Annotated in this window: 20 protein-coding genes; 10 read left to right on the plus strand and 10 right to left on the minus strand. The window is 68.2% G+C overall.

All coding sequences use genetic code 11. From position 1 onward, the window contains the following. Positions 1 to 61 precede the first annotated feature (61 nt). The 3 genes from AC07AG_RS24590 to AC07AG_RS24600 form a co-directional block, all read right to left on the minus strand. Positions 62 to 1,318, minus strand: coding sequence for an MFS transporter (locus tag AC07AG_RS24590; RefSeq protein ID WP_478757665.1), 1,257 nt, complete (start codon positions 1,316 to 1,318; stop codon positions 62 to 64). 78 nt (positions 1,319 to 1,396) lie between these two features. Beyond that, positions 1,397 to 2,479, minus strand: coding sequence for an inositol-3-phosphate synthase (locus AC07AG_RS24595; RefSeq protein WP_478757666.1), 1,083 nt, complete (start codon positions 2,477 to 2,479; stop codon positions 1,397 to 1,399). A gap of 59 nt (positions 2,480 to 2,538) precedes the next feature. Continuing rightward, entirely contained in the window at positions 2,539 to 3,225 is a 687-nt protein-coding gene (locus AC07AG_RS24600) for a PadR family transcriptional regulator (protein WP_478757670.1), read from the minus strand. Positions 3,226 to 3,598: 373 nt separating this feature from the next. Between AC07AG_RS24600 and AC07AG_RS24605 the strand changes: the two genes are divergently transcribed. Continuing rightward, on the plus strand, positions 3,599 to 6,349 hold the full coding sequence (locus tag AC07AG_RS24605; RefSeq protein ID WP_478757672.1) for a transglycosylase domain-containing protein: 2,751 nt from the start codon (positions 3,599 to 3,601) through the stop codon (positions 6,347 to 6,349). 134 nt (positions 6,350 to 6,483) lie between these two features. After that, the gene (locus AC07AG_RS24610; protein ID WP_478757674.1) at positions 6,484 to 8,031 is read left to right on the plus strand and encodes a glycosyltransferase family 87 protein; all 1,548 of its coding nucleotides are present in this window, start codon (positions 6,484 to 6,486) and stop codon (positions 8,029 to 8,031) included. Between the two features lie 95 nt (positions 8,032 to 8,126). Here the strand turns inward: AC07AG_RS24610 and AC07AG_RS24615 are convergent, their stop codons facing one another. The 3 genes from AC07AG_RS24615 to AC07AG_RS24625 all read right to left on the minus strand — a co-directional run bounded on the left by AC07AG_RS24615 (position 8,127) and on the right by AC07AG_RS24625 (position 10,838). Next, positions 8,127 to 9,158, minus strand: a complete 1,032-nt coding sequence (locus tag AC07AG_RS24615) for an alanine racemase (RefSeq protein WP_478757675.1) — start codon at positions 9,156 to 9,158, stop codon at positions 8,127 to 8,129. Between the two features lie 90 nt (positions 9,159 to 9,248). After that, on the minus strand, positions 9,249 to 10,370 hold the full coding sequence (locus tag AC07AG_RS24620; RefSeq protein WP_478757677.1) for a lipid II:glycine glycyltransferase FemX: 1,122 nt from the start codon (positions 10,368 to 10,370) through the stop codon (positions 9,249 to 9,251). Positions 10,371 to 10,526: 156 nt separating this feature from the next. Then, positions 10,527 to 10,838: a hypothetical protein gene (locus tag AC07AG_RS24625; protein ID WP_399395643.1), complete on the minus strand. Its 312-nt coding sequence runs from the start codon at positions 10,836 to 10,838 to the stop codon at positions 10,527 to 10,529. A 276-nt stretch (positions 10,839 to 11,114) separates the two neighbouring features. Here AC07AG_RS24625 and rpsF point away from each other — a divergent pair, with 276 nt between their 5' ends. From rpsF to rplI, 4 genes are all read left to right on the plus strand, one after another. Continuing rightward, positions 11,115 to 11,405, plus strand: coding sequence for a 30S ribosomal protein S6 (gene rpsF / locus AC07AG_RS24630; RefSeq protein WP_006604399.1), 291 nt, complete (start codon positions 11,115 to 11,117; stop codon positions 11,403 to 11,405). Between the two features lie 80 nt (positions 11,406 to 11,485). Then, complete coding sequence (locus AC07AG_RS24635) at positions 11,486 to 12,094, plus strand: single-stranded DNA-binding protein (protein ID WP_478757679.1); 609 nt, start codon at positions 11,486 to 11,488, stop codon at positions 12,092 to 12,094. Positions 12,095 to 12,151: 57 nt separating this feature from the next. After that, positions 12,152 to 12,388: a 30S ribosomal protein S18 gene (rpsR, locus tag AC07AG_RS24640; protein WP_003949403.1), complete on the plus strand. Its 237-nt coding sequence runs from the start codon at positions 12,152 to 12,154 to the stop codon at positions 12,386 to 12,388. A gap of 18 nt (positions 12,389 to 12,406) precedes the next feature. Beyond that, positions 12,407 to 12,853 carry a 50S ribosomal protein L9 gene (rplI, locus tag AC07AG_RS24645; protein WP_249588914.1) on the plus strand — a complete coding sequence of 149 codons (447 nt, stop codon included), beginning with the start codon at positions 12,407 to 12,409 and terminating at the stop codon, positions 12,851 to 12,853. Between the two features lie 157 nt (positions 12,854 to 13,010). Here the strand turns inward: rplI and AC07AG_RS24650 are convergent, their stop codons facing one another. Continuing rightward, positions 13,011 to 14,348: an MATE family efflux transporter gene (locus AC07AG_RS24650; RefSeq protein ID WP_478757684.1), complete on the minus strand. Its 1,338-nt coding sequence runs from the start codon at positions 14,346 to 14,348 to the stop codon at positions 13,011 to 13,013. 460 nt (positions 14,349 to 14,808) lie between these two features. Here AC07AG_RS24650 and dnaB point away from each other — a divergent pair, with 460 nt between their 5' ends. Continuing rightward, positions 14,809 to 16,287, plus strand: coding sequence for a replicative DNA helicase (gene dnaB / locus AC07AG_RS24655; RefSeq protein ID WP_344525039.1), 1,479 nt, complete (start codon positions 14,809 to 14,811; stop codon positions 16,285 to 16,287). An 18-nt stretch (positions 16,288 to 16,305) separates the two neighbouring features. Here the strand turns inward: dnaB and pdxR are convergent, their stop codons facing one another. Further along, entirely contained in the window at positions 16,306 to 17,769 is a 1,464-nt protein-coding gene (gene pdxR / locus AC07AG_RS24660) for a MocR-like pyridoxine biosynthesis transcription factor PdxR (protein WP_478757686.1), read from the minus strand. Between the two features lie 199 nt (positions 17,770 to 17,968). On the opposite strand from pdxR, the gene AC07AG_RS24665 reads away from it, so the two are divergent. Both AC07AG_RS24665 and AC07AG_RS24670 read left to right on the plus strand, forming a co-directional pair. Then, on the plus strand, positions 17,969 to 18,844 hold the full coding sequence (locus tag AC07AG_RS24665; RefSeq protein WP_478757688.1) for an L-histidine N(alpha)-methyltransferase: 876 nt from the start codon (positions 17,969 to 17,971) through the stop codon (positions 18,842 to 18,844). Between the two features lie 54 nt (positions 18,845 to 18,898). Next, complete coding sequence (locus tag AC07AG_RS24670; protein ID WP_478757690.1) at positions 18,899 to 20,281, plus strand: serine hydrolase domain-containing protein; 1,383 nt, start codon at positions 18,899 to 18,901, stop codon at positions 20,279 to 20,281. Positions 20,282 to 20,437: 156 nt separating this feature from the next. On the opposite strand, the gene AC07AG_RS24675 is transcribed toward AC07AG_RS24670, so the two are convergent. Both AC07AG_RS24675 and AC07AG_RS24680 read right to left on the minus strand, forming a co-directional pair. Next, on the minus strand, positions 20,438 to 20,890 hold the full coding sequence (locus AC07AG_RS24675; protein WP_478757692.1) for an N-acetyltransferase family protein: 453 nt from the start codon (positions 20,888 to 20,890) through the stop codon (positions 20,438 to 20,440). A gap of 59 nt (positions 20,891 to 20,949) precedes the next feature. Next, complete coding sequence (locus tag AC07AG_RS24680; RefSeq protein WP_478757694.1) at positions 20,950 to 21,408, minus strand: MarR family winged helix-turn-helix transcriptional regulator; 459 nt, start codon at positions 21,406 to 21,408, stop codon at positions 20,950 to 20,952. A gap of 140 nt (positions 21,409 to 21,548) precedes the next feature. Between AC07AG_RS24680 and AC07AG_RS24685 the strand changes: the two genes are divergently transcribed. Then, entirely contained in the window at positions 21,549 to 22,757 is a 1,209-nt protein-coding gene (locus AC07AG_RS24685) for an MFS transporter (protein WP_478757696.1), read from the plus strand. The last annotated feature ends 3 nt before the right edge of the window (positions 22,758 to 22,760 follow it).

Raw genomic sequence — 22,760 nt, forward strand, 5'->3', positions numbered from 1 at the left:
GTTATAGGGATGCAGTGACATCTCTGAAGCCCGGAGTGGCTCTGTGGCATTGATGTGACACTTACTGTGCGTCAAATCTGGCCATAGCGGCAGTAATCGCTGCGTAGATAACGGCGACCGTGACCACCAGCGGAACCGATCGCCCGTCAGGCGGCAGCATCAGGGAGGCAACTCCGGCCGCGCCGACGAAAGCGACGTTGAACAGGACGTCGTAGACGGAGAAGATCCGGCCACGGAAGCTGTCGTCCACCGCTGACTGCACCACGGTGTCCGTGGCGATCTTCGCGCCCTGGGTCGTCAGGCCAAGAAGGAACGCCGCGATCAGCAGCGGGACAGGTGAGAAGGGCAGGGCGAGCGTCGGTTCCAGGATCGCCGCCGCGCCCGCGCAGACGACGATCCAGCCGCCGGGCGTCAGCTGGTTCACCGCCCAGGGCGTCACGACGGCCGCCGCGAAGAAGCCCGCCCCCGAGATCCCCACGGCGAGCCCGAGCAGGGCGAGCCCGTCGGACTCCGATGACGACCAGGCGTACCGGCAGAGCATCAGGACCATGACCGTCAGGGCGCCGTAGCAGAACCGCATGAGCGTCATCGCCAGGAGCGCGCGGGCCGCAGGGCGGCGCTGCGCCAGATGCCGCACCCCGGCCACCAGGTCCCGCGCCGTCCCGGCAAGCGCCTCGCCGAGCTGTGGCCGCATCAGCTCCGGGTCCGGACCGAGGAGTTCGCGCGCCATCCGCAGTGAGGCGAGCGCCGCGCACAGATACAGGGCCGCCCCGAGAAGCACCACCACCGCGTCGGAGTCGGAGCCCGCCAGGCGCACGACGAAGGCGAGGCCGCCGCCCACGGTGGCGGCCAGCGTCCCCGCGGTCGGTGACAGGGAGTTGGCGATCACCAGGCGCTCGGTGTCGACGACACGCGGCAGCGCCGCCGAGAGTCCGGCGAGGACGAAACGGTTGACGGCGGTGACGCAGAGCGCAGAGGCGAAGAAGAGCCAGTCGGGCACGCCGCTCAGCATCAGCACCGCGGTCACCGAGGCAAGCGCGGCCCGCAGCAGATTGCCGTACAGAAAAACCTGTCGGCGTGGCCAGCGGTCGAGGAGTACGCCGGCGAAGGGGCCGATCAGCGAGTACGGCAGGAGCAGCACCGCCATCGCGGAGGCGATCGCGGCCGGTGAGGTCTGCTTCTCCGGCGAGAAGACGACGTACGTGGCGAGAGCCACCTGATAGACGCCGTCCGCGCCCTGGGAGATCAGCCGCACGGCGAGCAGACGCCGGAAGTCCCGCAGGCGCAGCAGTACGCGCAGGTCACCGACGACAGCCATGGGGCACAGCCTCACATACGAGGAAGGTCCCCGGGCGTATTGCCCGGGGACCCTCAACAGCCGTTCAAGGGATGAGCTTTAGCGCTCGACCTCGCCCTTGATGAACTTCTCGACGTTCTCGTAGGCCTCGTCGTCGAAGTACTGCACCGGCGGGGACTTCATGAAGTACGAGGACGCGGAGAGGATCGGGCCGCCGATGCCGCGGTCCTTGGCGATCTTCGCGGCGCGCAGGGCGTCGATGATGACACCGGCTGAGTTCGGCGAGTCCCAGACCTCGAGCTTGTACTCGAGGTTCAGCGGGACGTCACCGAAGGCGCGGCCCTCGAGGCGGACGTACGCCCACTTGCGGTCGTCGAGCCACGCGACGTAGTCGGACGGGCCGATGTGGACGTTGTTCTCGCCCAGCTCGCGGTCGCGGATCTGCGAGGTGACGGCCTGCGTCTTCGAGATCTTCTTGGACTCGAGGCGGTCGCGCTCCAACATGTTCTTGAAGTCCATGTTGCCGCCGACGTTGAGCTGCATCGTGCGCTCGAGACGGACACCGCGGTCCTCGAACAGCTTCGCCATCACGCGGTGCGTGATGGTGGCGCCGACCTGGGACTTGATGTCGTCGCCGACGATCGGGACGCCCGCCTCGGTGAACTTGTCGGCCCACTCCTTGGTGCCGGCGATGAAGACCGGAAGGGCGTTGACGAAGGCGACCTTGGCGTCGATGGCGCACTGCGCGTAGAACTTCGCGGCGTCCTCGGAACCGACGGGCAGGTAGCAGACGAGGACGTCGACCTGCTTGTCCTTGAGGATCTGGACGACGTCGACCGGGGTCTCGTCGGACTCCTCGATGGTCTGGCGGTAGTACTTGCCCAGGCCGTCGAGGGTGTGGCCGCGCTGGACGGTGACGCCCTTGCTCGGCACGTCGCAGATCTTGATGGTGTTGTTCTCGCTGGCGCCGATGGCGTCCGTGAGGTCGAGGCCGACCTTCTTGGCGTCCACGTCGAAGGCGGCGACGAACTCGACATCACCGACGTGGTACTCGCCGAACTGGACGTGCATCAGGCCCGGGACCTTGGCGTCCGGGTCTGCGTCCTTGTAGTACTCGACGCCCTGGACCAGCGAGGCGGCGCAGTTGCCCACGCCGACGATGGCTACGCGAACCGAACCCATTCCGGTTGCTCCCTGTGTGATTCGTGTATTCCGGATGAGACCCTGCGGACCGCGGGGCCTCACTTGGCGGTGTCATCGGACGGATCCGGCGGCGGGTTGGTCTCCCGCCGCCGGGGCAGGCCGCCCGACTCCCCAGATGTGCTGTCGTGCTGAGCGGAGCTGTCCGGGGCGGACCGTTGCTGGTCCCGTCCCGCTCGCTCGCTCTCGATGAGCTCGTTCAGCCAGCGCACTTCGCGCTCCACGGACTCCATTCCGTGCCGCTGCAGCTCAAGCGTGTAGTCGTCCAGGCGCTCCCGGGTACGGGCCAGGGAGGCGCTCATCTTCTCCAGACGCTCCTCGAGGCGGCTGCGACGCCCCTCGAGCACCCGCATGCGTACGTCCCGCGATGTCTGGCCGAAAAAGGCGAAGCGGGCGGCGAAGTGTTCGTCCTCGTACGCGTCGGGGCCGGTCTGCGAGAGCAGGTCCTCGAAGTGCTCCTTACCTTCCGCCGTCAACCGATAGACGATCTTGGCGCGGCGCCCGGAGAGGGGGGCCGCGAGGGCCTCCTCGGGGGTGCCACCCGATTCCTCGATCAACCAGCCGCTCGCGACCAGCGTCTTGAGGCAGGGGTAGAGCGTCCCGTAGCTGAAGGCGCGGAACACTCCCAGCGATGTATTGAGCCGTTTACGCAGCTCATAGCCGTGCATCGGGGACTCGCGCAGCAGGCCGAGCACGGCGAACTCGAGGATGCCGGAGCGTCTGCTCATCTTCGCCTCCCGTCTGCCAGCGTCTGTCGACACGGTCTTTATGCCGAGCTGATGTATCGACTCGATACATCGAGACGATAGAACGGCCCACCAGCTGAGACAAGAGGGGAAACGGTGAACGGCGTCACATCACCGATTCGTAGGAAGCAACTTGCCTGATTTGGGGTGAACTTCTGCCCTAAGAGGGTTTTGACGGTGCGTAGTCTGTGCGCCATGCAGACCGCCGGGAACCAAGTGACACCTGAGGGCGTCGTTGACCCTGGTGTAGTGCGGATGAGCGCCGGGACGGGCGCATCCGTACTTCGGGGGGACCGGAAACCAGCCGCCGTTTCCAGGCGTGGATACCTGCGCCTGCCCGAGGAGTAATCGTTCGATGAGCGAGCACCGTCGCAAACCGCCGCAGCCGCAGGGCGGCGGACGCGCCGCGGCCAGACGCGGCGTCCCCGGCGCGTCGTCGGGCCGCCGCGCGGCACCGCGTGGCGCCACTGGATCGCCCACTTCCTCAACCGGCTCGCACGGGACAGGGGCCCCTGACGACGGGGACCGTTCCTATGGCGGCCGCGCCGAGGCCCGCCGTGCCGCGCAGCGCAGCGGCGCCGTCGGTGCCGGCGGAGGCCGACGCCGAGCGGCCGACGGATCCGGCTCCGGTCGCTCAGGCGCCGGTGGCGGAGGTCGGCGCGGTGGCGGAGGCCCGAACGGGCCGGGCCGCGGCCGCGGCCGTGGCGGTCATGAGCCCCGCAAGAAGCGTCTGATCGACTACCCGCGTGCGGAGAAGGACGGTCTGCGGCGCTGGGTTCCGTCCTGGCGTCTGGTCACCGGCCTCTTCGTCGGGTTCCTCGGCAGCCTGATGGCGGTAACGGGAATCGCGTACGCCTTGGTCCAGGTGCCGAAGGTCGACGAAGCGGCCACGGCGCAGAACAACGTCTATTACTGGGCCGACGGCAAGCAGATGGTCGCGACCGGCGGTGAGACGAACCGCCAGATCATCGACTACGACAAGATCCCCAAGGAGATGCGGACCGCCGTCATCTCGGCCGAGAACAAGACGTTCGAGGACGACAAGGGCGTCGACCCGATGGGCATCACCCGCGCTCTGGTCAACATGGCCAAGGGCGGCGAGACCCAGGGTGGCTCGACCATCACCCAGCAGTACGTGAAGAACGCGCGCCTCGGTGACCAGTCCCAGACGTTCACGCGTAAGTTCAAAGAGCTCTTCATCTCCATAAAGGTCGGCCGGACGGTCTCCAAGGAACAGATCATGGCGGGGTATCTCAACACCGCCTACTACGGCCGTGGGGCCTATGGCATCCAGGCCGCCGCCCGCGCCTACTTCGGCGAGGACGCCAGCGAGCTGGACCCCAGCGAGTGCGCGCTCCTGGCGACGGTGCTCAAGGGCGCCACGTACTACGACCCCGCGGGGTCCGCCGCGGTCGACCCCGCGGCCACGCAGCAGGCCAACACCGAGCGGGCCATGAAGCGCTGGGAGTGGATCCTCGACGAAGAGGTCAAGGACGGCCACCTGACCGCCGAGGTCCGGAACAAGTACAGGAAGTTCCCGAAGCTGGAGAACCCGCGCTCCAACGCTCTGCTGGGCGGGCAGGTCGGCTATCTGGTCGACCTGGCCAAGGCGTACGTGATCAACAACAGCGACGGCCAGATCACGGCCAACGACCTCCAGCAGGGTGGCTACGAGATCCACACGACCTTCGACAGAACGAAGGTCAAGGAACTCGAGAAGTCCGTGGAGAAGGTCCGCAAGGCGAAGATCAAACCCAAGCAGCGCCCGACCAAGGACACTCACGTCCAGTTCGGTGGCGCCTCCGTGAACCCGGAGGACGGCGCGATCGAGGCCATCTACGGCGGTGAGGACGCGACCAAGCACTTCACCAACAACGCGGACCAGACCGGTGCGCAGGTCGGCTCGACGTTCAAGCCCTTCGTGCTGGCAGCGGCCTTCAAGGACGGAACGCGCGACCCGGACGGGGTGGCGGAGCAGGGCGAGGAGCAGCGCACCATCGTCAACCCCAAGAGCTTGTACAGCGGCAAGAACAAGCTCAAGATCCAGAACTACGACGGCAGCGTCTGGACGGACAAGGAAGGCAAGGAGTGGCTGCAGACCAACGACGGTGACGCCTCCTACAACGCGCCGACCTACCAGATCGACCTCCGTGAGGCGATGCGGGAGTCCGTCAACTCGGCTTACGTACAGCTCGGCATGGATGTCGGCCTGGACAAGGTGAAGGCTGCGGCTGTCGACTCCGGTCTCAAGGCGAACAGCCTGGCCAGCGCCAATTACCCGTCCTTCTCACTCGGTACGTCCTCTCCGAGCGCGATCCGGATGGCTGGCGCCTACTCAACCTTCGCGTCCAGCGGCCAGCAGAATGACCCGTACTCGGTCAAGAAGGTCGAGCACAAGGGCAACACCGTCTTCCAGCACGATGTGCAGACCAAGCGGGCCTTCGACGAGTCGGTCGCCGACAACGTCACCGACGTGCTCAGGACCGTCGTCGAGAAGGGCACGGGCACCTCGGCCCAGCTCAGCGGCCGCCAGGTCGCGGGCAAGACCGGTACGACCGACGGCAACAAGTCGGCCTGGTTCGTCGGGTACACCCCGCAGCTCTCGACCGCGATCAGCATGTACCGGCTCGACGACAACGAAGGGAACAAGAAGCGCGAGTTCCTGGAGATGTTCGGCACGGGTGGCGAAGAGAAGATCCACGGTGCCTCGTTCCCCGCGCAGATCTGGAAGGACTACATGGAGCAGGCCCTCAAGGGTGCTCCTGTGAAGAACTTCCCGGTCCCGGAGCCGATCGGCCAGGTTGTCGGTGAAACGCCGCCGCCGTCCCCGACTCCGACCCCGTCGGAGACCGAGGAGCCGGAGAAGTCCCCCTCGCCGACCCCATCGGACACCGGGCCGTCCCCGACCCCCTCAGGAAGCCCCGATCCCGGTGAGACCTGTGCCGACTGGGACTTGGAGTGCAACAACAACGGCGGTACGTCGGACGGAGGAACCACCGACGGCAGCACCGGCGGGGAGTCGCCACCGGCCACGGAAGATCCAACAGGCGGTGGAGGCAACAACGGGAACGGCAACGGAGGCTGGTTCGGCGGACCAACAGGCTGACCGAGGTCCCCGTGCGTGTGTTTCACGTGAAACGCACGGTTTCACGTGAAACATGCGTCGCCAAGCGCTGACGAGGGCCGCCACACCGCATCGGTGTGGCGGCCCTCTCCGTGTTCTCAGGTGCGTACGGCAGGATGTGCGGCATGCCCAGTGCAGAGACGACGCGCACGAGCGTGCACAAGACCACTAGTGCACAACAGCCGGAGCCCGTACGGCCGACCAAGGAGGATGAGGTCGCCGCGGCCGGCAGCGAGCTGATCGGTGGACCCATCGGCCGCAGAGTGCTCTACGCGGCGACGTGGTGGACCCCCGTACGCGTCATTGCGCTCATCGCGATCGGGATGTTCGCGCTCGGCATGGTGCAGAAGATGCCGTGCTACGACGGCGCCTGGTTCCAGGGCGCGAGCTCGCAGTACACGCATGCCTGCTACTCCGACATCCCGCACCTCTACCAAGGGCGCGGCTTCGCCGACGGGCTCGTGCCCTACTTCGACAAGCTGCCCGGCGACATGGAGTACCTCGAATACCCGGTGCTGACCGGTGTGTTCATGGAGGTCGCCTCCTGGCTGACACCGGGCAGCGGCAGCATCCAGCACCAGGAGAAGTTCTACTGGATGGTCAACGCCGGGATGCTGATGGCCTGTACGGCGGTCATCGCCGTCTGTGTCGCCCGCACCCACCGGCGGCGCCCCTGGGACGGCCTGATGGTCGCCCTGGCGCCTGCCTTCGCGTTGACGGCCACCATCAACTGGGACCTGTTCGCGGTCGCTCTCACGGCCGCCGCGATGCTGATGTGGGCACGCGGGGGGACGCTCTCCGCGGGCATCCTGCTCGGCCTGGCGACCGCCGCGAAGCTCTACCCGGCGCTGCTCCTGGGCCCGCTGCTCATCCTGTGCTGGCGGGCGGGGCGCTGGCGGGCCTTCTGCATGACGGCCGGGGCCGCGGTGGGCGCCTGGCTCGTAGTGAACCTGCCCGTGATGATCACGCACGACGCGACGGGCTTCCACATCCGCGAGGGCTGGGCGAAGTTCTACACCTTCAGTCAGGAACGGGGCGTCGACTTCGGCTCGTTCTGGCTGATCCTCTCGCAGCGCATGGACGACCCGCTGTCCACGGACACGGTCAACACCCTGGCGACGGCACTGATGCTGCTTGCCTGCCTCGGGGTCGGCGCGCTGGGTCTGACCGCGCCGCGCCGCCCGCGCTTCGCACAGCTCGCCTTCCTGGTGGTCGCCGCGTTCATCCTCACCAACAAGGTCTACTCGCCGCAGTACGTACTGTGGCTCATCCCCCTCGCCGCGCTGGCCCGGCCGCGCTGGCGTGACTTCCTGATCTGGCAGGCGTGCGAGGTCGCGTACTTCCTGGGGATCTGGCTGTACCTCGCGTACACGACCAGCGGAGACGCCCACAAGGGTCTGCCGACCGAGGGCTATCAACTCGCCATCGTGGTCCATCTGCTGGGGACGCTGTACCTGTGCGCCGTGGTCGTACGCGACATCCTGATGCCGGAGAGAGACCCGGTCCGTCGGTCCGGCGACGACGACCCCTCCGGGGGTGTCCTGGACGGTGCGCAGGACGTCTTCGTCCTCGGGCAGGCGGCCCACCCACCGCGGCACGCGGCGCACTCCACCGAGGGGACCTACGTGCGGTGGGGATCGACGCCGACGGATATTTCACCCTGAGCGAACAGGCCGCCGAGATGGCCGGGAACGACTGAAGGGCCGGGAGCGACAACCGTCGCTCCCGGCCCTTCAGTCTCTGATCTGTCCCGCGGTGATCAGCGGTCGACGATGCGGTCGAACTGCGTGGTGGTGTGCCGCAGATGGGCCACCAGCTCCTCGCCCACCTTCGGCTCGGGCGCGTCCGAGGGTACGAAGAGGATGGAGACCTGCATGTGCGGCGGCTCCGCGAACCAGCGCTGCTTGCCGCCCCAGACGAACGGCGACAGGTTGCGGTTGACGGTCGCGAGCCCCGCGCGGGCCACGCCCTTCGCGCGCGGCACCATGCCGTGCAGCGCCTTCGGGGCCTCAAGGCCGACGCCGTGCGACGTGCCGCCCGCGACGACGACCAGCCAGCCGTCGGAGGCGACCTTCTGCTGGCGGTAGCCGAAGCGGTCGCCCTTGGCCACCTGCGTGACGTCCAGGACGGCGCCGCGGTACTCGGTGGCCTCGTGGTCACCCAGCCACAGATGCGTGCCGATGCGCGCGCGGAAGCGCGTCTGCGGGAACTGCTGCTGCAGGCGGGCGAGTTCGCCCGCCTTGAGGTGGCTGACGAACATCGTGTGGAGCGGAAGACGGGCGGCACGCAGCCGGTCCATCCAGCCGATGACCTCCTCGACGGCGTCCGAGCCGTCGGTGCGGTCCAGCGGCAGGTGGATCGCGAAGCCCTCGAGCCGTACGTCCTCGATGGCCGCGTGCAGCTGTGAGAGCTCCTGCTCGCTCACGCCGTGCCGCTTCATCGAGGACATGACCTCGATGACGACGCGGGCGCCCACGAGGCCGTGTACGCCGTCCAGGGACGACACGGAGCGGATGACGCGGTCGGGCAGCGGCACGGGCTCCTCGCCCCGCCGGAACGGGGTCAGGACCAGCAGATCGCCGCTGAACCAGTCCTTGATCCGGGCGGCTTCGTACGTGGTGCCGACGGCGAGGACGTCGGAGCCGAAGCGGGTCGCTTCTTCCGCGAGGCGCTCATGACCGAAGCCGTAGCCGTTGCCCTTGCAGACCGGGACGATGCCCGGGAACTGCTCCAGCACGTGCTTGTGGTGTGCCCGCCAGCGCGCGGTGTCGACATAGAGCGTGAGCGCCATGGCCGGATCCCGGAACCTTTCTCGTGGCTGCGGTGTATCAGAGGTATGAAGAGTATTTGTGGCTGTGTGAATTGTGCCGGGTCGGTGCGGTCAGCGGCGCGACATGTACATGTCGAGCGCCTTGTGGAGCAGCTTGTTGAGCGGGAAGTCCCACTCGCCGATGTACTCGACAGCCTCTCCACCCGTGCCCACCTTGAACTGAATCAGGCCGAACAGGTGGTCCGTCTCGTCCAGAGAGTCGGAGATTCCCCGCAAGTCATAGACGGTGGCGCCGAGCGCGTAGGCGTCCCGGAGCATCCGCCACTGCATCGCGTTCGAGGGCCTGACCTCGCGGCCGATGTTGTCCGAGGCGCCGTAGGAGTACCAGACGTGCCCGCCGACGACGAGCATCGTCGCCGCGGACAGGTTCACGCCGTTGTGCCGCGCGAAGTACAGCCGCATGCGGTTGGGGTCCTCGGAGTTGAGGGTCCGCCACATCTGCTGGAAGTAACCGAGCGGCCGCGGCCGGAACTTGTCGCGGATCGCCGTGATCTCGTAAAGACGCTGCCATTCGGCCAGGTCCTCGTAACCACCCTGGACGACCTCGACGCCGGCCTTCTCGGCCTTCTTGATGTTGCGTCGCCACAGCTGGTTGAAGCCCTTGAGGACCTCGTCCAAGGAGCGGTTGGCCAGCGGCACTTGGAAGACGTAGCGCGGCTGGACGTCACCGAAACCGGCGCCGCCGTCCTCGCCCTGCTGCCAGCCCATCTTGCGCAGCCGGTCGGAGACCTCGAAGGCACGCGGCTCGATGTGCGAGGCCTCGACGTCCCGCAGTCGCTTCACATCCGGGTTCTGGATGCCCGACTTGATCGCGGGAGCGTCCCAGCGCCGGATGACGACCGGCGGGCCCATCTTCACGGAGAAGGCGCCCTGCCGCTTCAGATGCGCGAGCATCGGCTGCAGCCAGTCGTCCAGGTTCGGGGCGTACCAGTTGATGACCGGGCCCTCGGGAAGGTAGGCGAGATAGCGCTTGACCTTCGGCAGTTGCCGGTAGAGCACCAGGCCCGCACCGACGAGTTCGCCGGTCCGGTCGTCGAACCAGCCCAGGTTCTCCGAACGCCATTCACTCTTCACATCCGCCCATGCCGGGACCTGGCAATGACTTGCCGACGGCAGACTCTGGATATATGCCAGATGCTGCTCGCGACTGATGGTCCTCAGGGTCAGACTCATGCGGGGCGCTCCTCGGCTGGTGTGTCCCCATGGGTACAGGGGCTCCGGCTCTCGCGCCGAAGCCTACTGTGCCCCGAGAGCGCCCCGTCTGGGCGTACGGAACTGTGGCCCCTGGCCTCTGCGCGGCAGGGGCGCCGAGGGACGGTGGCCAGGCGGCTACCAGAGCCCGCCGAAGAGGCCGCCATGTGCCATGCCCAGGAAGAATCCGACCGCCGAGGCACCGAGGCCGAGGATCAGACCGAAGCGTTCGCGGGTCGTCTCGGAGATGAACTGTCCCCACGCACCCGTGGCGATCCCCACCAGGCCGGCCCATGAGCTGAGCAGGTGGAGGTTGTGGAACATCGCCGTGACGAAGGCGATGGCCCCCAGGATCAGGGTCACGCCGAGCAGCGTGTCCTGCATGGGATGGGCCTTGCCGTCCGTGGCGAAGAGGGAGCCGGCGGTATTCGGTCGCAATGTCTGTGCCATGAGGCACCTCCTGCGTGAGGCGGCGCACTGTAGCGCCATACACACCCGATGTGTACAGATTCTGCCCGTCGGTCGCCGGATTTCAACCGGAAGCCCAGGTGCGGGTACTCTGTACCGTCTGCACCGGTGTCTGCCCATGCCATGGCAGGGACTCCCGATCGGCTCACTGATCGGGGAGCCCGATTGTCAGTGGCTGCCGATACCGTTGCGTACGCATCACGACCCTCCTGCCACGGAACGACCGTGGCCGCTGAGTCCAAAGGAGGTGGGTTCCACATGCGTCACTACGAAGTGATGGTCATCCTCGACCCCGATCTCGAGGAGCGCGCTGTCTCCCCGTTGATCGAGAACTTCCTCTCCGTCGTCCGTGAGGGCAACGGAAAGGTTGAGAAGGTCGACACCTGGGGCCGTCGTCGTCTCTCGTACGAGATCAAGAAGAAGCCCGAGGGCATCTACTCGGTCATCGACCTGCAGGCCGAGCCTGCGGTCGTCAAGGAGCTCGACCGCCAGATGAACCTGAACGAGTCGGTCCTCCGGACCAAGGTCCTCCGTCCCGAGACCCACTGAGCTTCCTAGCTCAGCGGTACTCGGGATCCGAGTAGCAGCAGCAAAAGCAGCCAGCAGCAAACCCGCCGAGAGGTTCCCCCATGGCAGGCGAGACCGTCATCACGGTCGTCGGCAATCTTGTCGACGACCCCGAGCTGCGCTTCACCCCGTCCGGTGCGGCGGTCGCGAAGTTCCGTGTCGCGTCCACTCCCCGCACCTTCGACCGTCAGACCAATGAGTGGAAGGACGGCGAAAGCCTCTTCCTCACCTGCTCGGTCTGGCGTCAGGCGGCGGAGAACGTCGCGGAGTCGCTTCAGCGTGGCATGCGCGTCGTCGTGCAGGGCCGGTTGAAGCAGCGGTCCTACGAGGACCGTGAGGGCGTCAAGCGCACGGTCTACGAGCTCGACGTCGAGGAAGTCGGCGCCAGCTTGAAGAACGCCACGGCCAAGGTCACCAAGACCACCGGTCGAGGCGGCCAGGGCGGCGGATTCGGCGGCGGTGGCGGCGGCCAGCAGGGCGGCGGCAACTGGGGCGGCGGCTCCGGTGGCGGTCAGCAGCAGGGCGGCGGCGGTGCTCCCGCCGACGACCCCTGGGCGACCGGTGCGCCGGCCGGCGGCGGCCAGCAGCAGGGCGGCGGCGGTGGCTGGGGCGGAAGCTCCGGCGGCTCCGGCGGCTCTGGCGGCGGCTACTCGGACGAGCCCCCCTTCTAGGCCTCAGGGCCAAGGGTGGGCCGTTCCCACACTTCTTGATCAAACAGGAGAGAACACATGGCGAAGCCGCCTGTGCGCAAGCCTAAGAAGAAGGTCTGCGCATTCTGCAAGGACAAGGTCACGTACGTGGACTACAAGGACACGAACATGCTGCGGAAGTTCATTTCCGACCGCGGCAAGATCCGTGCCCGCCGCGTGACCGGCAACTGCACGCAGCACCAGCGTGACGTCGCCACGGCCGTGAAGAACAGCCGTGAGATGGCGCTGCTGCCCTACACGTCCACCGCGCGATAAGGGAAGGGTGACCGACTAATGAAGATCATCCTCACCCACGAGGTCTCCGGCCTCGGTGCCGCCGGCGAGGTCGTAGACGTCAAGGACGGCTACGCCCGCAACTACCTGATCCCGCGGAACTTTGCGATCCGCTGGACCAAGGGTGGCGAAAAGGACGTCGAGCAGATCCGTCGTGCTCGCAAGATCCACGAGATCGCGACCATCGAGCAGGCCAACGAGGTCAAGGCCCAGCTCGAGGGCGTCAAGGTCCGTCTGGCCGTTCGCTCCGGCGACGCCGGTCGTCTCTTCGGTTCCGTCACTCCGGCTGACGTCGCTTCGGCGATCGAGGCCGCTGGTGGTCCGAAGATCGACAAGCGTCGTGTCGAGCTGGGCGCGCCGATCAAGACGCTGGGCGCCCACGCGACGTCCGTGCGTCTGCACCCCGAGGTTGCCGCCAAGGTCAACATCGAGGTCGTCTCCGCCTAAGCACTGCGCTTGGCAGAGCTGAAGCAACCGTTGGGCCGCACCCTCAGGGGCGCGGCCCAACGTGTTTCACGCACCCGTTGCCCTACGGGCGTGTTTCACGGGATGCGCTGTTTCACGTGAAACAGCGCATCGGCGATCAGCAGTCGTGATCCCTGGATCAGCGCGTGGCGCCGGTGACGATCCAGTGTCCGGAGCGCGTGCGCAGCCACAGGGTCACCATGCGAACCGTCATCATCAGCGTCATCGCTGCCCAGACGGCAGTCAGTCCGCCGCCGAAGACCGGTACGAGAAGCGCCACCGGAGCGAAGGCCGCCAGCGTGGCCAGCATCGCCCAGGCCAGATACGGGCCGTCCCCCGCTCCCATCAGTACGCCGTCGAGCACGTAGACGATGCCGCAGATCGGCTGGGAGACAGCCACCACCACGAGTGCGGGCAGGGCGGCGTCCTGGACGACGGAGTCGCTGGAGAAGAGCGGGATGAACAGTGGCCGGGCGAGGACGACAAGGCCGCCGAGCACGACTCCCGAGGCGATGCCCCACTGCACCATGCGGCGGCAGACGTCGCGTGCGCCCTGGGCATCGTTCGCCCCCAGATAGCGGCCGATGATGGCCTGCCCGGCGATGGCGATGGCGTCGAGCGCGAAGGACAGCAGGCTCCACAGGGACAGGATGATCTGGTGGGCGGCCACATCGGCGTCGCCGAGGCGGGCGGCCACCGCGGTCGCGATCATCAGGATCGCGCGCAGTGAGAGCGTACGGACGAGGAGCGGTGCGCCCGCCTGGGCGCAGGCCCTGATGCCGGCGGCGTCGGGGCGCAGGGAGGCTCCATGGCGTCTGGCTCCGCGTACGACGACGAAGAGGTACACGGCGGCCATCGCGCACTGGGCGATGACGGTGCCCCAGGCGGAGCCGGCGATGCCCAGGCCGGCGCCGTAGACGAGAGCCACGTTGAGGACGCCGTTGGCGATGAAGCCGCCGAGCGCCACGTACAGCGGGGTCTTTGTGTCCTGCAGTCCGCGCAGGACACCGGTGGAGGCGAGCACGACGAGCATGGCCGGGATGCCGAGCGAGGAGATGCGGAGATACGTGATCGCGTACGGAGCCGCGGTGTCCGATGCGCCGAAGAGTTCCACGAGCGCAGGTGCGGTGGGAAGCACGACGGCGATGACGGCGGTGCCGAGCAGGAGAGCGAGCCAGATGCCGTCCATGCCCTGGCGGATGGCGGACTGGAGATCTCCGGCGCCCACCCGGCGGGCGACGGCGGCCGTGGTCGCGTAGGCGAGGAAGACGAAGACACTCACTGCGGTGGTGAGGAGCGCCGAGGCGATGCCGAGGCCGGCCAGTTGCGCGGTGCCGAGGTGGCCCACGATGGCGCTGTCGGCCATCACGAAGAGGGGCTCGGCGACGAGTGCGCCGAAGGCGGGAACGGCGAGGGCGATGATCTCTCGGTCGTGCTGTCGCCGAACAGTCTTGGTCGCCACGGGAGCCTGTGTCATGGACACCAATCTAATCTTCCACAGGTAAGAGATGCAATGTGAGAATGACCCTTACCTGGTCACGAGTTGGATGCTCTTCGAAGCGCTGTTTGGCACGATCTTGGCCCGACTGGGGAAGTTTTTCTTCTGCACAGCCGGTGGACGGGAAAGCAGCAGCTCAGAGCTTGTTTGTCAGGAAGGCTGAGTGCTTGTTCACAGGCCTGTCCACCGAGCCGTGCACAGGTTTGGCGAGGTTCTCCACAGCAACGCGCCCGTCATCCACACCGCCTGTGGATAACCAGATTGGCTGACGGTGGCCACGGGCCTACCGTGGTGCGGCGCCCCCCTCGTGATCCGGCCTCGGAAAGCCCGAAAAACCGACGCGTCAGAACCGGAGTTGGGCCGCCCATTTGTCAGTGTCGTGCCGTAAGAAAGAAGGGCACGGCGAGGTCCGCGCGGCGGACGTGAGGGAGGTGGCCCGGTGAGTATTTCCGAGCCCTTGGACGACCCCTGGGCCGACAGCGGTCCCAGTGACCGTCTGCCCGCCTCCCGGCAGCGCCGTGACGGAGGCAGGGGCCGCGACGAGCAGCACGACCGAGGCCGCGAAGGCGGCGGCTGGGACGGCGGAGGCACCGCCTTCGAGCGCGTACCGCCGCAGGACCTGGACGCCGAGCAGTCCGTGCTCGGCGGCATGCTGCTCTCCAAGGACGCCATCGCCGATGTCGTCGAGGTGCTCAAGGGCCACGATTTCTACCGTCCCGCACACGAGACGATCTACACGGCGATCCTCGACCTGTACGCCAAGGGCGAGCCGGCCGACCCGATCACCGCGGCCGCCGAGCTCACCAAGCGCGGCGAGATCACCAAGGTCGGCGGGGCCTCGTATCTGCACACGCTGGTGCAGACGGTGCCGACGGCGGCGAACGCCGAGTACTACGCCGAGATCGTCCACGAGCGGGCGGTCCTGCGTCGCCTCGTCGAGGCGGGCACGCGCATCACGCAGATGGGATATGCGGCCGACGGGGACGTCGACGAGATCGTCAACAGCGCCCAGGCCGAGATCTACGCGGTCACCGAGCAGCGCACCAGCGAGGACTATCTGCCGCTCGGCGACATCATGGAAGGCGCGCTCGACGAGATCGAGGCGATCGGTTCGCGCAGCGGCGAGATGACGGGTGTGCCGACGGGCTTCACCGACTTCGACTCGCTGACGAACGGCCTGCACCCCGGCCAGATGATCGTCATCGCGGCCCGTCCCGCCATGGGTAAGTCCACGCTCGCGCTCGACTTCGCCCGCGCCGCGTCCATCAAGCACAACCTGCCCAGCGTCATCTTCTCCCTGGAAATGGGGCGCAACGAGATCGCGATGCGTCTGCTGTCCGCGGAGGCACGGGTGGCGCTGCACCATATGCGCTCGGGCACGATGACGGACGAGGACTGGACGCGGCTCGCGCGCCGGATGCCCGAGGTCTCGGCCGCTCCGCTCTACATCGACGACTCCCCGAACCTGTCGATGATGGAGATCCGCGCGAAGTGCCGCCGCCTCAAGCAGCGCGCGGACATCAAGATGGTGATCATCGACTATCTGCAGCTGATGCAGTCGGGTGGTTCCAAGCGTGCCGAGAGCCGCCAGCAGGAAGTCTCGGACATGTCGCGAAACCTGAAGCTGCTCGCCAAGGAGCTGGAGGTCCCGGTCATCGCGCTCTCGCAGCTGAACCGTGGCCCGGAGCAGCGCACGGACAAGAAGCCCCAGGTGTCCGACCTGCGTGAATCCGGCTCGATCGAGCAGGACGCCGACATGGTGATCCTGCTGCACCGCGAGGACGCGTACGAGAAGGAATCACCGCGCGCGGGCGAGGCGGACATCATCGTGGGCAAGCACCGTAACGGTCCGACGGCGACGATCACGGTCGCCTTCCAGGGCCACTACTCGCGCTTCGTGGACATGGCGCAGACGTAGCAGGGGGACGGCGGCACGTCAGGACAGGTGCCGCAAGGCATCGCCGAGCGTGGCCATGCCCTCGGCGATGCCGGTGGTGGTGGGGGCGGCGTAGCCGAGCACCAGGCCGGGGCGGTGCGGTCGTTGGCTGTGCCAGGACAGGGGATGCACCTTCACACCGCGGGCCAAGGCCTCCGCCGCGAGGTCGGTGTCGCGGAAGCCTGCGTCGAAGGTGATCGTCAGGTGCAGTCCCGCTGCTGCGCCGTGCACGACGGCGGTCGGCAGATGGGTTCCGACAGCGGCGATCATCGCGTCACGCCGGCGGCGGTGGCGTCCGCGCTGGAGGCGCAACTGGCGTTCCAGGGCGCCCGATTCCATCAGTTGGGCCAGGACCAGCTGCGGCAGTACGGCGTTGCCGAGGTCGGCGAAGCGCTTGGCGGCGACCAGGGCGTCCCGGTACTTCGGCGGCGCGAGGACCCAGCCGATGCGCAGTGCCGGAGCGAGCAGCTTGGACACGCTCCCGGCGTAGCAGACGTGTTCGGTGAGCAGGGAGCGCAGTGCGGGGACCGGGGCGCGGTCGTAGCGGTGCTCGGCGTCGTAGTCGTCCTCGATGATCAGCCCGTCGCGCTCGGCGGCCCAGCTCATCAGGTCACGCCGCCGTTCGCCGCCGAGCACCACTCCGGTCGGGAACTGGTGTGCCGGAGTCAGCAGGACCGCGGAGGCGTCCGTGGCACGCAGCTCGTCGACGCGGATGCCCTCGGCGTCCACCGGGACAGGCGGGGTGCCGAGGCCGCAGTTGCGCAGATGCTGGCGGGCGCCGAGCGAGCCGGGGTCCTCCACGGCCACCGCGCGGATGCCGTCGCCGTGCAGCACCTGGCCGAGCAGGCTGAGGGTCTGGGCGGTGCCCGCAGCGATGACGACGTGGCCGGGGTCGGCGCGGATGCCTCGGTTGCGGGCCAGCCAGTCGGTGACGGCCATGCGCAGTGCCGGGGCCCCGCGTGGGTCTCCGTATCCGAGGGCGGACGCCGAAAGCTCTCTGAGCACGGCGCGTTCGGCGCGCAGCCACGCGGTGCGGGGGAACGCGGCGAGATCGGGCACTCCGGGCGAGAGATCGATCCGGGCCGGGGCGGCCCGGATCGCGTCGAAGATGTCCGTGCCGGGCGGGGCGTCGAACAGGGCACTCGGGGTCGGCACAGGCGGGTCCGTAGGCACGGTGGGCGGGGCTTTCGCGGGTGCGGCGACCACCACGGTGCCGTTCCGGCCGCGCCCTGCGACATGCCCGTCCTCGCCAAGGCGCTGGTAGGCCTCGGTGACCACGCCACGGGATACGCGGAGTTCGCTGGCCAGGACCCGGGTCGCCGGGAGCCTGCTGCCCACCGGAAGGCGGCCGTCGGCTATCGCGAGGCGAAGGTGCCGGGCCAGCCAGTCGGCTCGTCCGCCCGCCGGGGCGTCGTCGATCTTCAGCTGGAGGAAGTCTGCGCCGGCCACGTCTGTACCGGCCACGCCTGCGCCGGTCACCTCTGCGCCGGCCGGTTCCGCGTACGTTCCGGAACTCGTCCCGTGTCCTGCCCCGTTCCTTGCCTCGCCCCCTGCGGCTCCCGTCCCGTGCGGCGTCGACCGTCCGGCGGCCAGGTCATTGGACTGGTCAGCGGCGCCGTCATTGGACCTGTTCACCAGGCCATAGTCGCAGCAGGGTGAAGCCATGGAGACAGCAGCAGCCACCACCGCCGACACCGCTCTTCCGACACCGGATCCCGCCGCCCGCCTGGCAGTTGACTACGTCCACGGATACTCGCACCGCGAGGCCCGCAGGCTGGGGGACCAGGCGGACACCCTCGCCGCGCTGTTGCACGACGGCACGGCGTATCCGGCGGGTAGCCGGGTCCTGGAGGTCGGCTGCGGGGTCGGCGCCCAGACCGTCCACCTGGTCGACTCCAGCCCCGGGGCGCACTTCGTGGCGGTCGACCGGTCGGCGGACTCACTGGCGAAGGCCCGCGCCCGTGTCACGGCTCACGCGCCCGACGCACACGTGCGGTGGTGCTGCGCCGATCTCTTCGCTCTCCCCTTCCCGGACGCCGAGTTCGACCACATCTTCGTGTGCTTCGTCCTGGAGCATCTGACGGCGGCCCAGCATGCGCTCGCCGGGCTGCGGAGGCTGCTGCGGCCCGGCGGGACCATCACCGTCATCGAGGGGGATCACGGGTCCGCGTTCTTCCACCCCGACAGCGCCTACGCCCGTGCGGCGATCGACTGCCTGGTTCGGCTCCAGGCCGATGGCGGTGGAAACGCCCTGGTCGGGAGGCAGTTGCAACCGCTCATCGCACAGGCGGGATACGAAGGCGTCAGGGTGCGGCCGCGCACCGTCTACGCGGACCGGACCCGGCCCGAGCTGGTAGAAGGCTTCACGCGCAGCACGTTCATCGCCATGATCGAGTCGGTCAGGGACGACGCGGTGGCCGCCGCGCTCATCACCGAGGCCGACTGGGACCGCGGGATCGCCGATCTGCGCAGGACCGCGGACGACGGCGGGACTTTCCACTACACGTTCTTCGAGGCCACGGGCACGCGCTCCGCATAGCGCGGTCAGCGGAATTCACTCGACGCACGGCTTCTCTGCGGGTGGACTAGGGCCATGACATCACCCCGTGAAGAGCTGTTGCCCACCACCCGTCGAGCCCTTGTGCACCGCGTCGCCACCGCCCAGGCGGAGGGACGGGCGCCCTCGCTCGTCGCCTCGGTGTTCAGGGACGGTGAGTTGGTGTGGACCGAGGGGCGTACCTGCGTCGAGGGGCACGCGCCGGACGAGAACGTTCAGTACCGCATCGGCTCGATCACCAAGTCCTTCACCGCAGTGCTCGTGATGCGGCTGCGCGACGAGGGTGCCCTTGACCTCTCCGACCCTCTGGAGAAGCATCTTCCGGGCACGGCCGCAGGCGACGTCACCATCGCGGAACTGCTCGCGCACACCAGTGGGTTGGCGGCCGAGACCCCCGGTGAGTGGTGGGAGCGTACGCCCGCGTCGCAGCGTCCCGAGCTTGAGGACGTACTTGGCGAGAAGCCCTTCAAGCACCCCACGGGTCGCCGGTTCCACTACTCGAACCCCGGCTACACGTTGCTCGGTTCGCTGATCGAGGCGCTGCGCGGCGACTCCTGGGAAGCCGTGCTGCGGCGCGAGATCCTGGAGCCGCTGGGCCTTGACCGCACGAGCGCGCAGCCGCAGGCACCGCACGCGGGTGGCTGGGCCGTCCATCCGTGGGCGGATGTGATGATGCCCGAACCGTCCGAGGACCTGGGCCTCATGGCCCCGGCCGGACAGCTGTGGTCCACGACGGCCGATCTGGCGCGCTTCGGCGCCTTCCTCCTGGAGGGCGACGACCGGGTCCTGTCCGCCGATTCGGTACGGGAGATGAGGGCGCCGGCGTCGCCCGCGCTGCCGGGGGACTGGAACGTGACGTACGGCCTGGGCACGCAGCTGATCGGCGGGGACGGGCACACCCTGGTCGGGCACGGGGGCTCGCTGCCTGGCTTCATGGCGGGGCTGTGGGCGAGCGAGGCGGACGGCCTGGTGGCGGTCACGCTGACCAACTGCACCTCAGGCCCTGCCGTGACCGCGCTGGCCGTTGACCTGCTGAGGATCGTGGCCGAGGCCGAGCCGCGCATTCCGGAGGCGTGGCGGCCGCTGCCCGAGCTGGACGAGGCTCTGCTGGAACTCGCGGGGCCTTGGTACTGGGGGACCAACACCTTCGTGCTGCGGCCGCAGGCCGGCGGAGCGGTCGACCTGTCGCCCCTCGCGGGCGGTGGCCGCGGCTCGCGGTTCCGTCCGAGCGGTGACGGCTCCTGGACCGGCCTGGACGGCTACTTCGCCGGGGAGGTTCTGCGGGCGGTGCGGCGGGCCGACGGGTCGGTGAGCCATCTTGACCTGGGGTCGTTCTTCTTCACGCGGGAGGCGTACGACGCGGGGACTCCCGTGCCGGGCGGGGTGGACCCGGAGGGTTGGCGCGGGCTTCCCCAGTAGAAGCTGGCGACCGCTAGTAGCTGGTGACCACTAGAAGTTGGTGACCAGGAGAAGTTGGAGAGAGGCCGGTGGGGGCGTCGTGTTTCACGTGAAACACGACGCCCCCACCGCTTGACGTCAACGGCAGCTCCCCACCGCGTCACGTCAACGGCAGCTTCAGAGCTCCAGCTTGAAGCCCACATGCGAGGCCGTGAACCCGAGCCGCTCGTAGAAGCGGCGGGCATCGGTACGGGTGGCATCCGAGGTCAGCTGCACCAACTGGCAGTTCTGGCGGCGGGATTCCTCGACGGCCCACTCGATGAATTGGGTGCCGAGGCCCCCGCCGCGCTCGTCGGCGTGGATGCGTACGCCCTCGATGATCGACCGTGTCGCACCCTTCCGGGACAGGCCCGGAACGATCGTGAGCTGGAGTGTGCCGACGACACGTTCCTCGCGCACGGCGACGACCACGTGCTGGTTCGGGTCTCCCGCGAGGCGTTCGTACGCCGCGAGGTACGGGGTCAGGTCGTCCGGCGACTCGCGCGTGCTGCCCAGGGGGTCGTCGGCGAGCATCTCCACGATGGCGGGGATGTCGTCGGCGACCGCCGGGCGTATCTCAAGATCTCCCATGAGGCGCAGCCTATGCAGCCACGCTGCCTCCGCGGCAGGCCGCTGCGCCTGCAGACGGCCTACGCCGGTACGCGCACCGCTTCCACGGCCCTGACCAGAGGCACGAGCTCCGGGTTCAATGCCGCCTCGTCGAGCGCCTCGCGCAGAGCGGCGTCGTTGGTGGGGCGTGCCTCGTCGAGGAGCGCGATGCCTGACTCGCTGACGTTCGTGTAGATGCCGCGCCGATCGGTGGGGCACAGGTAGCGCGAGAGCAACCCACGGTCCTCGAGCCGGGTGACCAGCCGCGTGGTGGCGCTCTGGCTGAGGACGACGGCGTCGGCGACCTGCTTCATCTGCAGATGGCCGCCCTCCCCGTCGTGCTGACGGCTGAGGACGTCGAGCAGGGAGTACTCGCGCACGCTCAGGCCGTGCTTGGCCTGCAGGGCGCGCTCGATATGGGTCTCGATCTTCCCGTGCAGCAGGGAGAGCGTGCACCAGCCCTGCGCAAGGGCGGTCAGTGCGGGGTCCGTCGCTGTCATGGCTCTTGTTCCTCCGTCCCGGAGCGGCTGAGGACCAGGATAGTCCACCACTGCAATATCCGGCGGTTGCAAATAACCCGCGTGTGCAATTATTGTGAACGCTAGCTAAGCGCACCTGCAACCGTCTGGAAGGTAGAACCATGCCTCTCGCGCTACTGGCCCTCGCGATCGGGGCCTTCGGAATCGGGACCACAGAGTTCGTGATCATGGGCCTGCTCCCTGAGGTCGCGGGTGACTTCGGCGTCTCCATCCCCACGGCCGGTCTCCTCGTGACCGGCTACGCACTCGGCGTCGTACTCGGCGCTCCCCTGATGACGGTTCTCGGCACCCGCATCTCGCGCAAGCGAATGCTGATGCTGCTCATGGGCCTGTTCATCGTGGGCAACCTGCTCTCCGCCGTGGCGCCGGTCTTCGGCGTCATGCTGGCGGGCCGTGTCGTCGCCTCGCTCGCCCACGGTGCCTTCTTCGGCATCGGCTCGGTCGTCGCGGCCGAACTGGTGGCACCCGAGAAGAAGGCCGGGGCCATCGCCATGATGTTCACGGGCCTGACCGTGGCCAACGTGGTCGGTGTGCCGCTCGGCACGCTCGTCGGGCAGACCCTCGGCTGGCGCATCACCTTCGCTGTCGTCGCGGGTCTCGGCGTCATCGGTCTGGCCGGTATCGCCAAGCTCGTGCCGGACCTGCCCAAGCCCGAAGGCGTACGGCTGCGCCACGAGCTGGCCGCGTTCCGCAACGTGCAGGTGCTGCTGGCCATGGCGATGACGATCCTCGGCTTCGGCGGTGTTTTCGCGGCCGTCACCTACCTCGCGCCGATGATGACGGACGTCGCCGGTTACGCGGACTCCTCCGTGACCTGGCTTCTCGTCCTCTTCGGCCTCGGCATGGTCGCGGGCAACCTGATCGGCGGCAAGTTCGCGGACCGCGCCCTGATGCCGCTGCTCTACACCTCGCTGAGCGCGCTGGCCGTCGTGCTCGCCCTCTTCACCCTCACCGCGCACAACAAGATCGCGGCAGCCGTGACCATCGCGCTGATCGGCGCCCTGGGCTTCGCCACCGTGCCGCCGCTGCAGAAGCGGGTGCTCGACCAGGCCTCCGGCGCGCCCACGCTCGCCTCGGCCATGAACATCGGCGCCTTCAACCTCGGCAACGCGCTCTCGGCCTGGCTCGGCGGCCTCGTGATCTCCGCGGGTCTCGGCTACACCGCCCCGAACTGGGTGGGCGCGGTCCTCGCGGGCTCCGCGCTCGTCCTGGCCGTCGTCTCGGCCGCCCTTGAGCGCCGCTCGGCCGCTCGCAGCCTGGTCGTCGCGGGCGTGGCTCCCGCCGAGCAGGCGACACCCGTCCACCACTGACCC

Source organism: Streptomyces sp. NPDC044044, assembly GCF_056434405.1.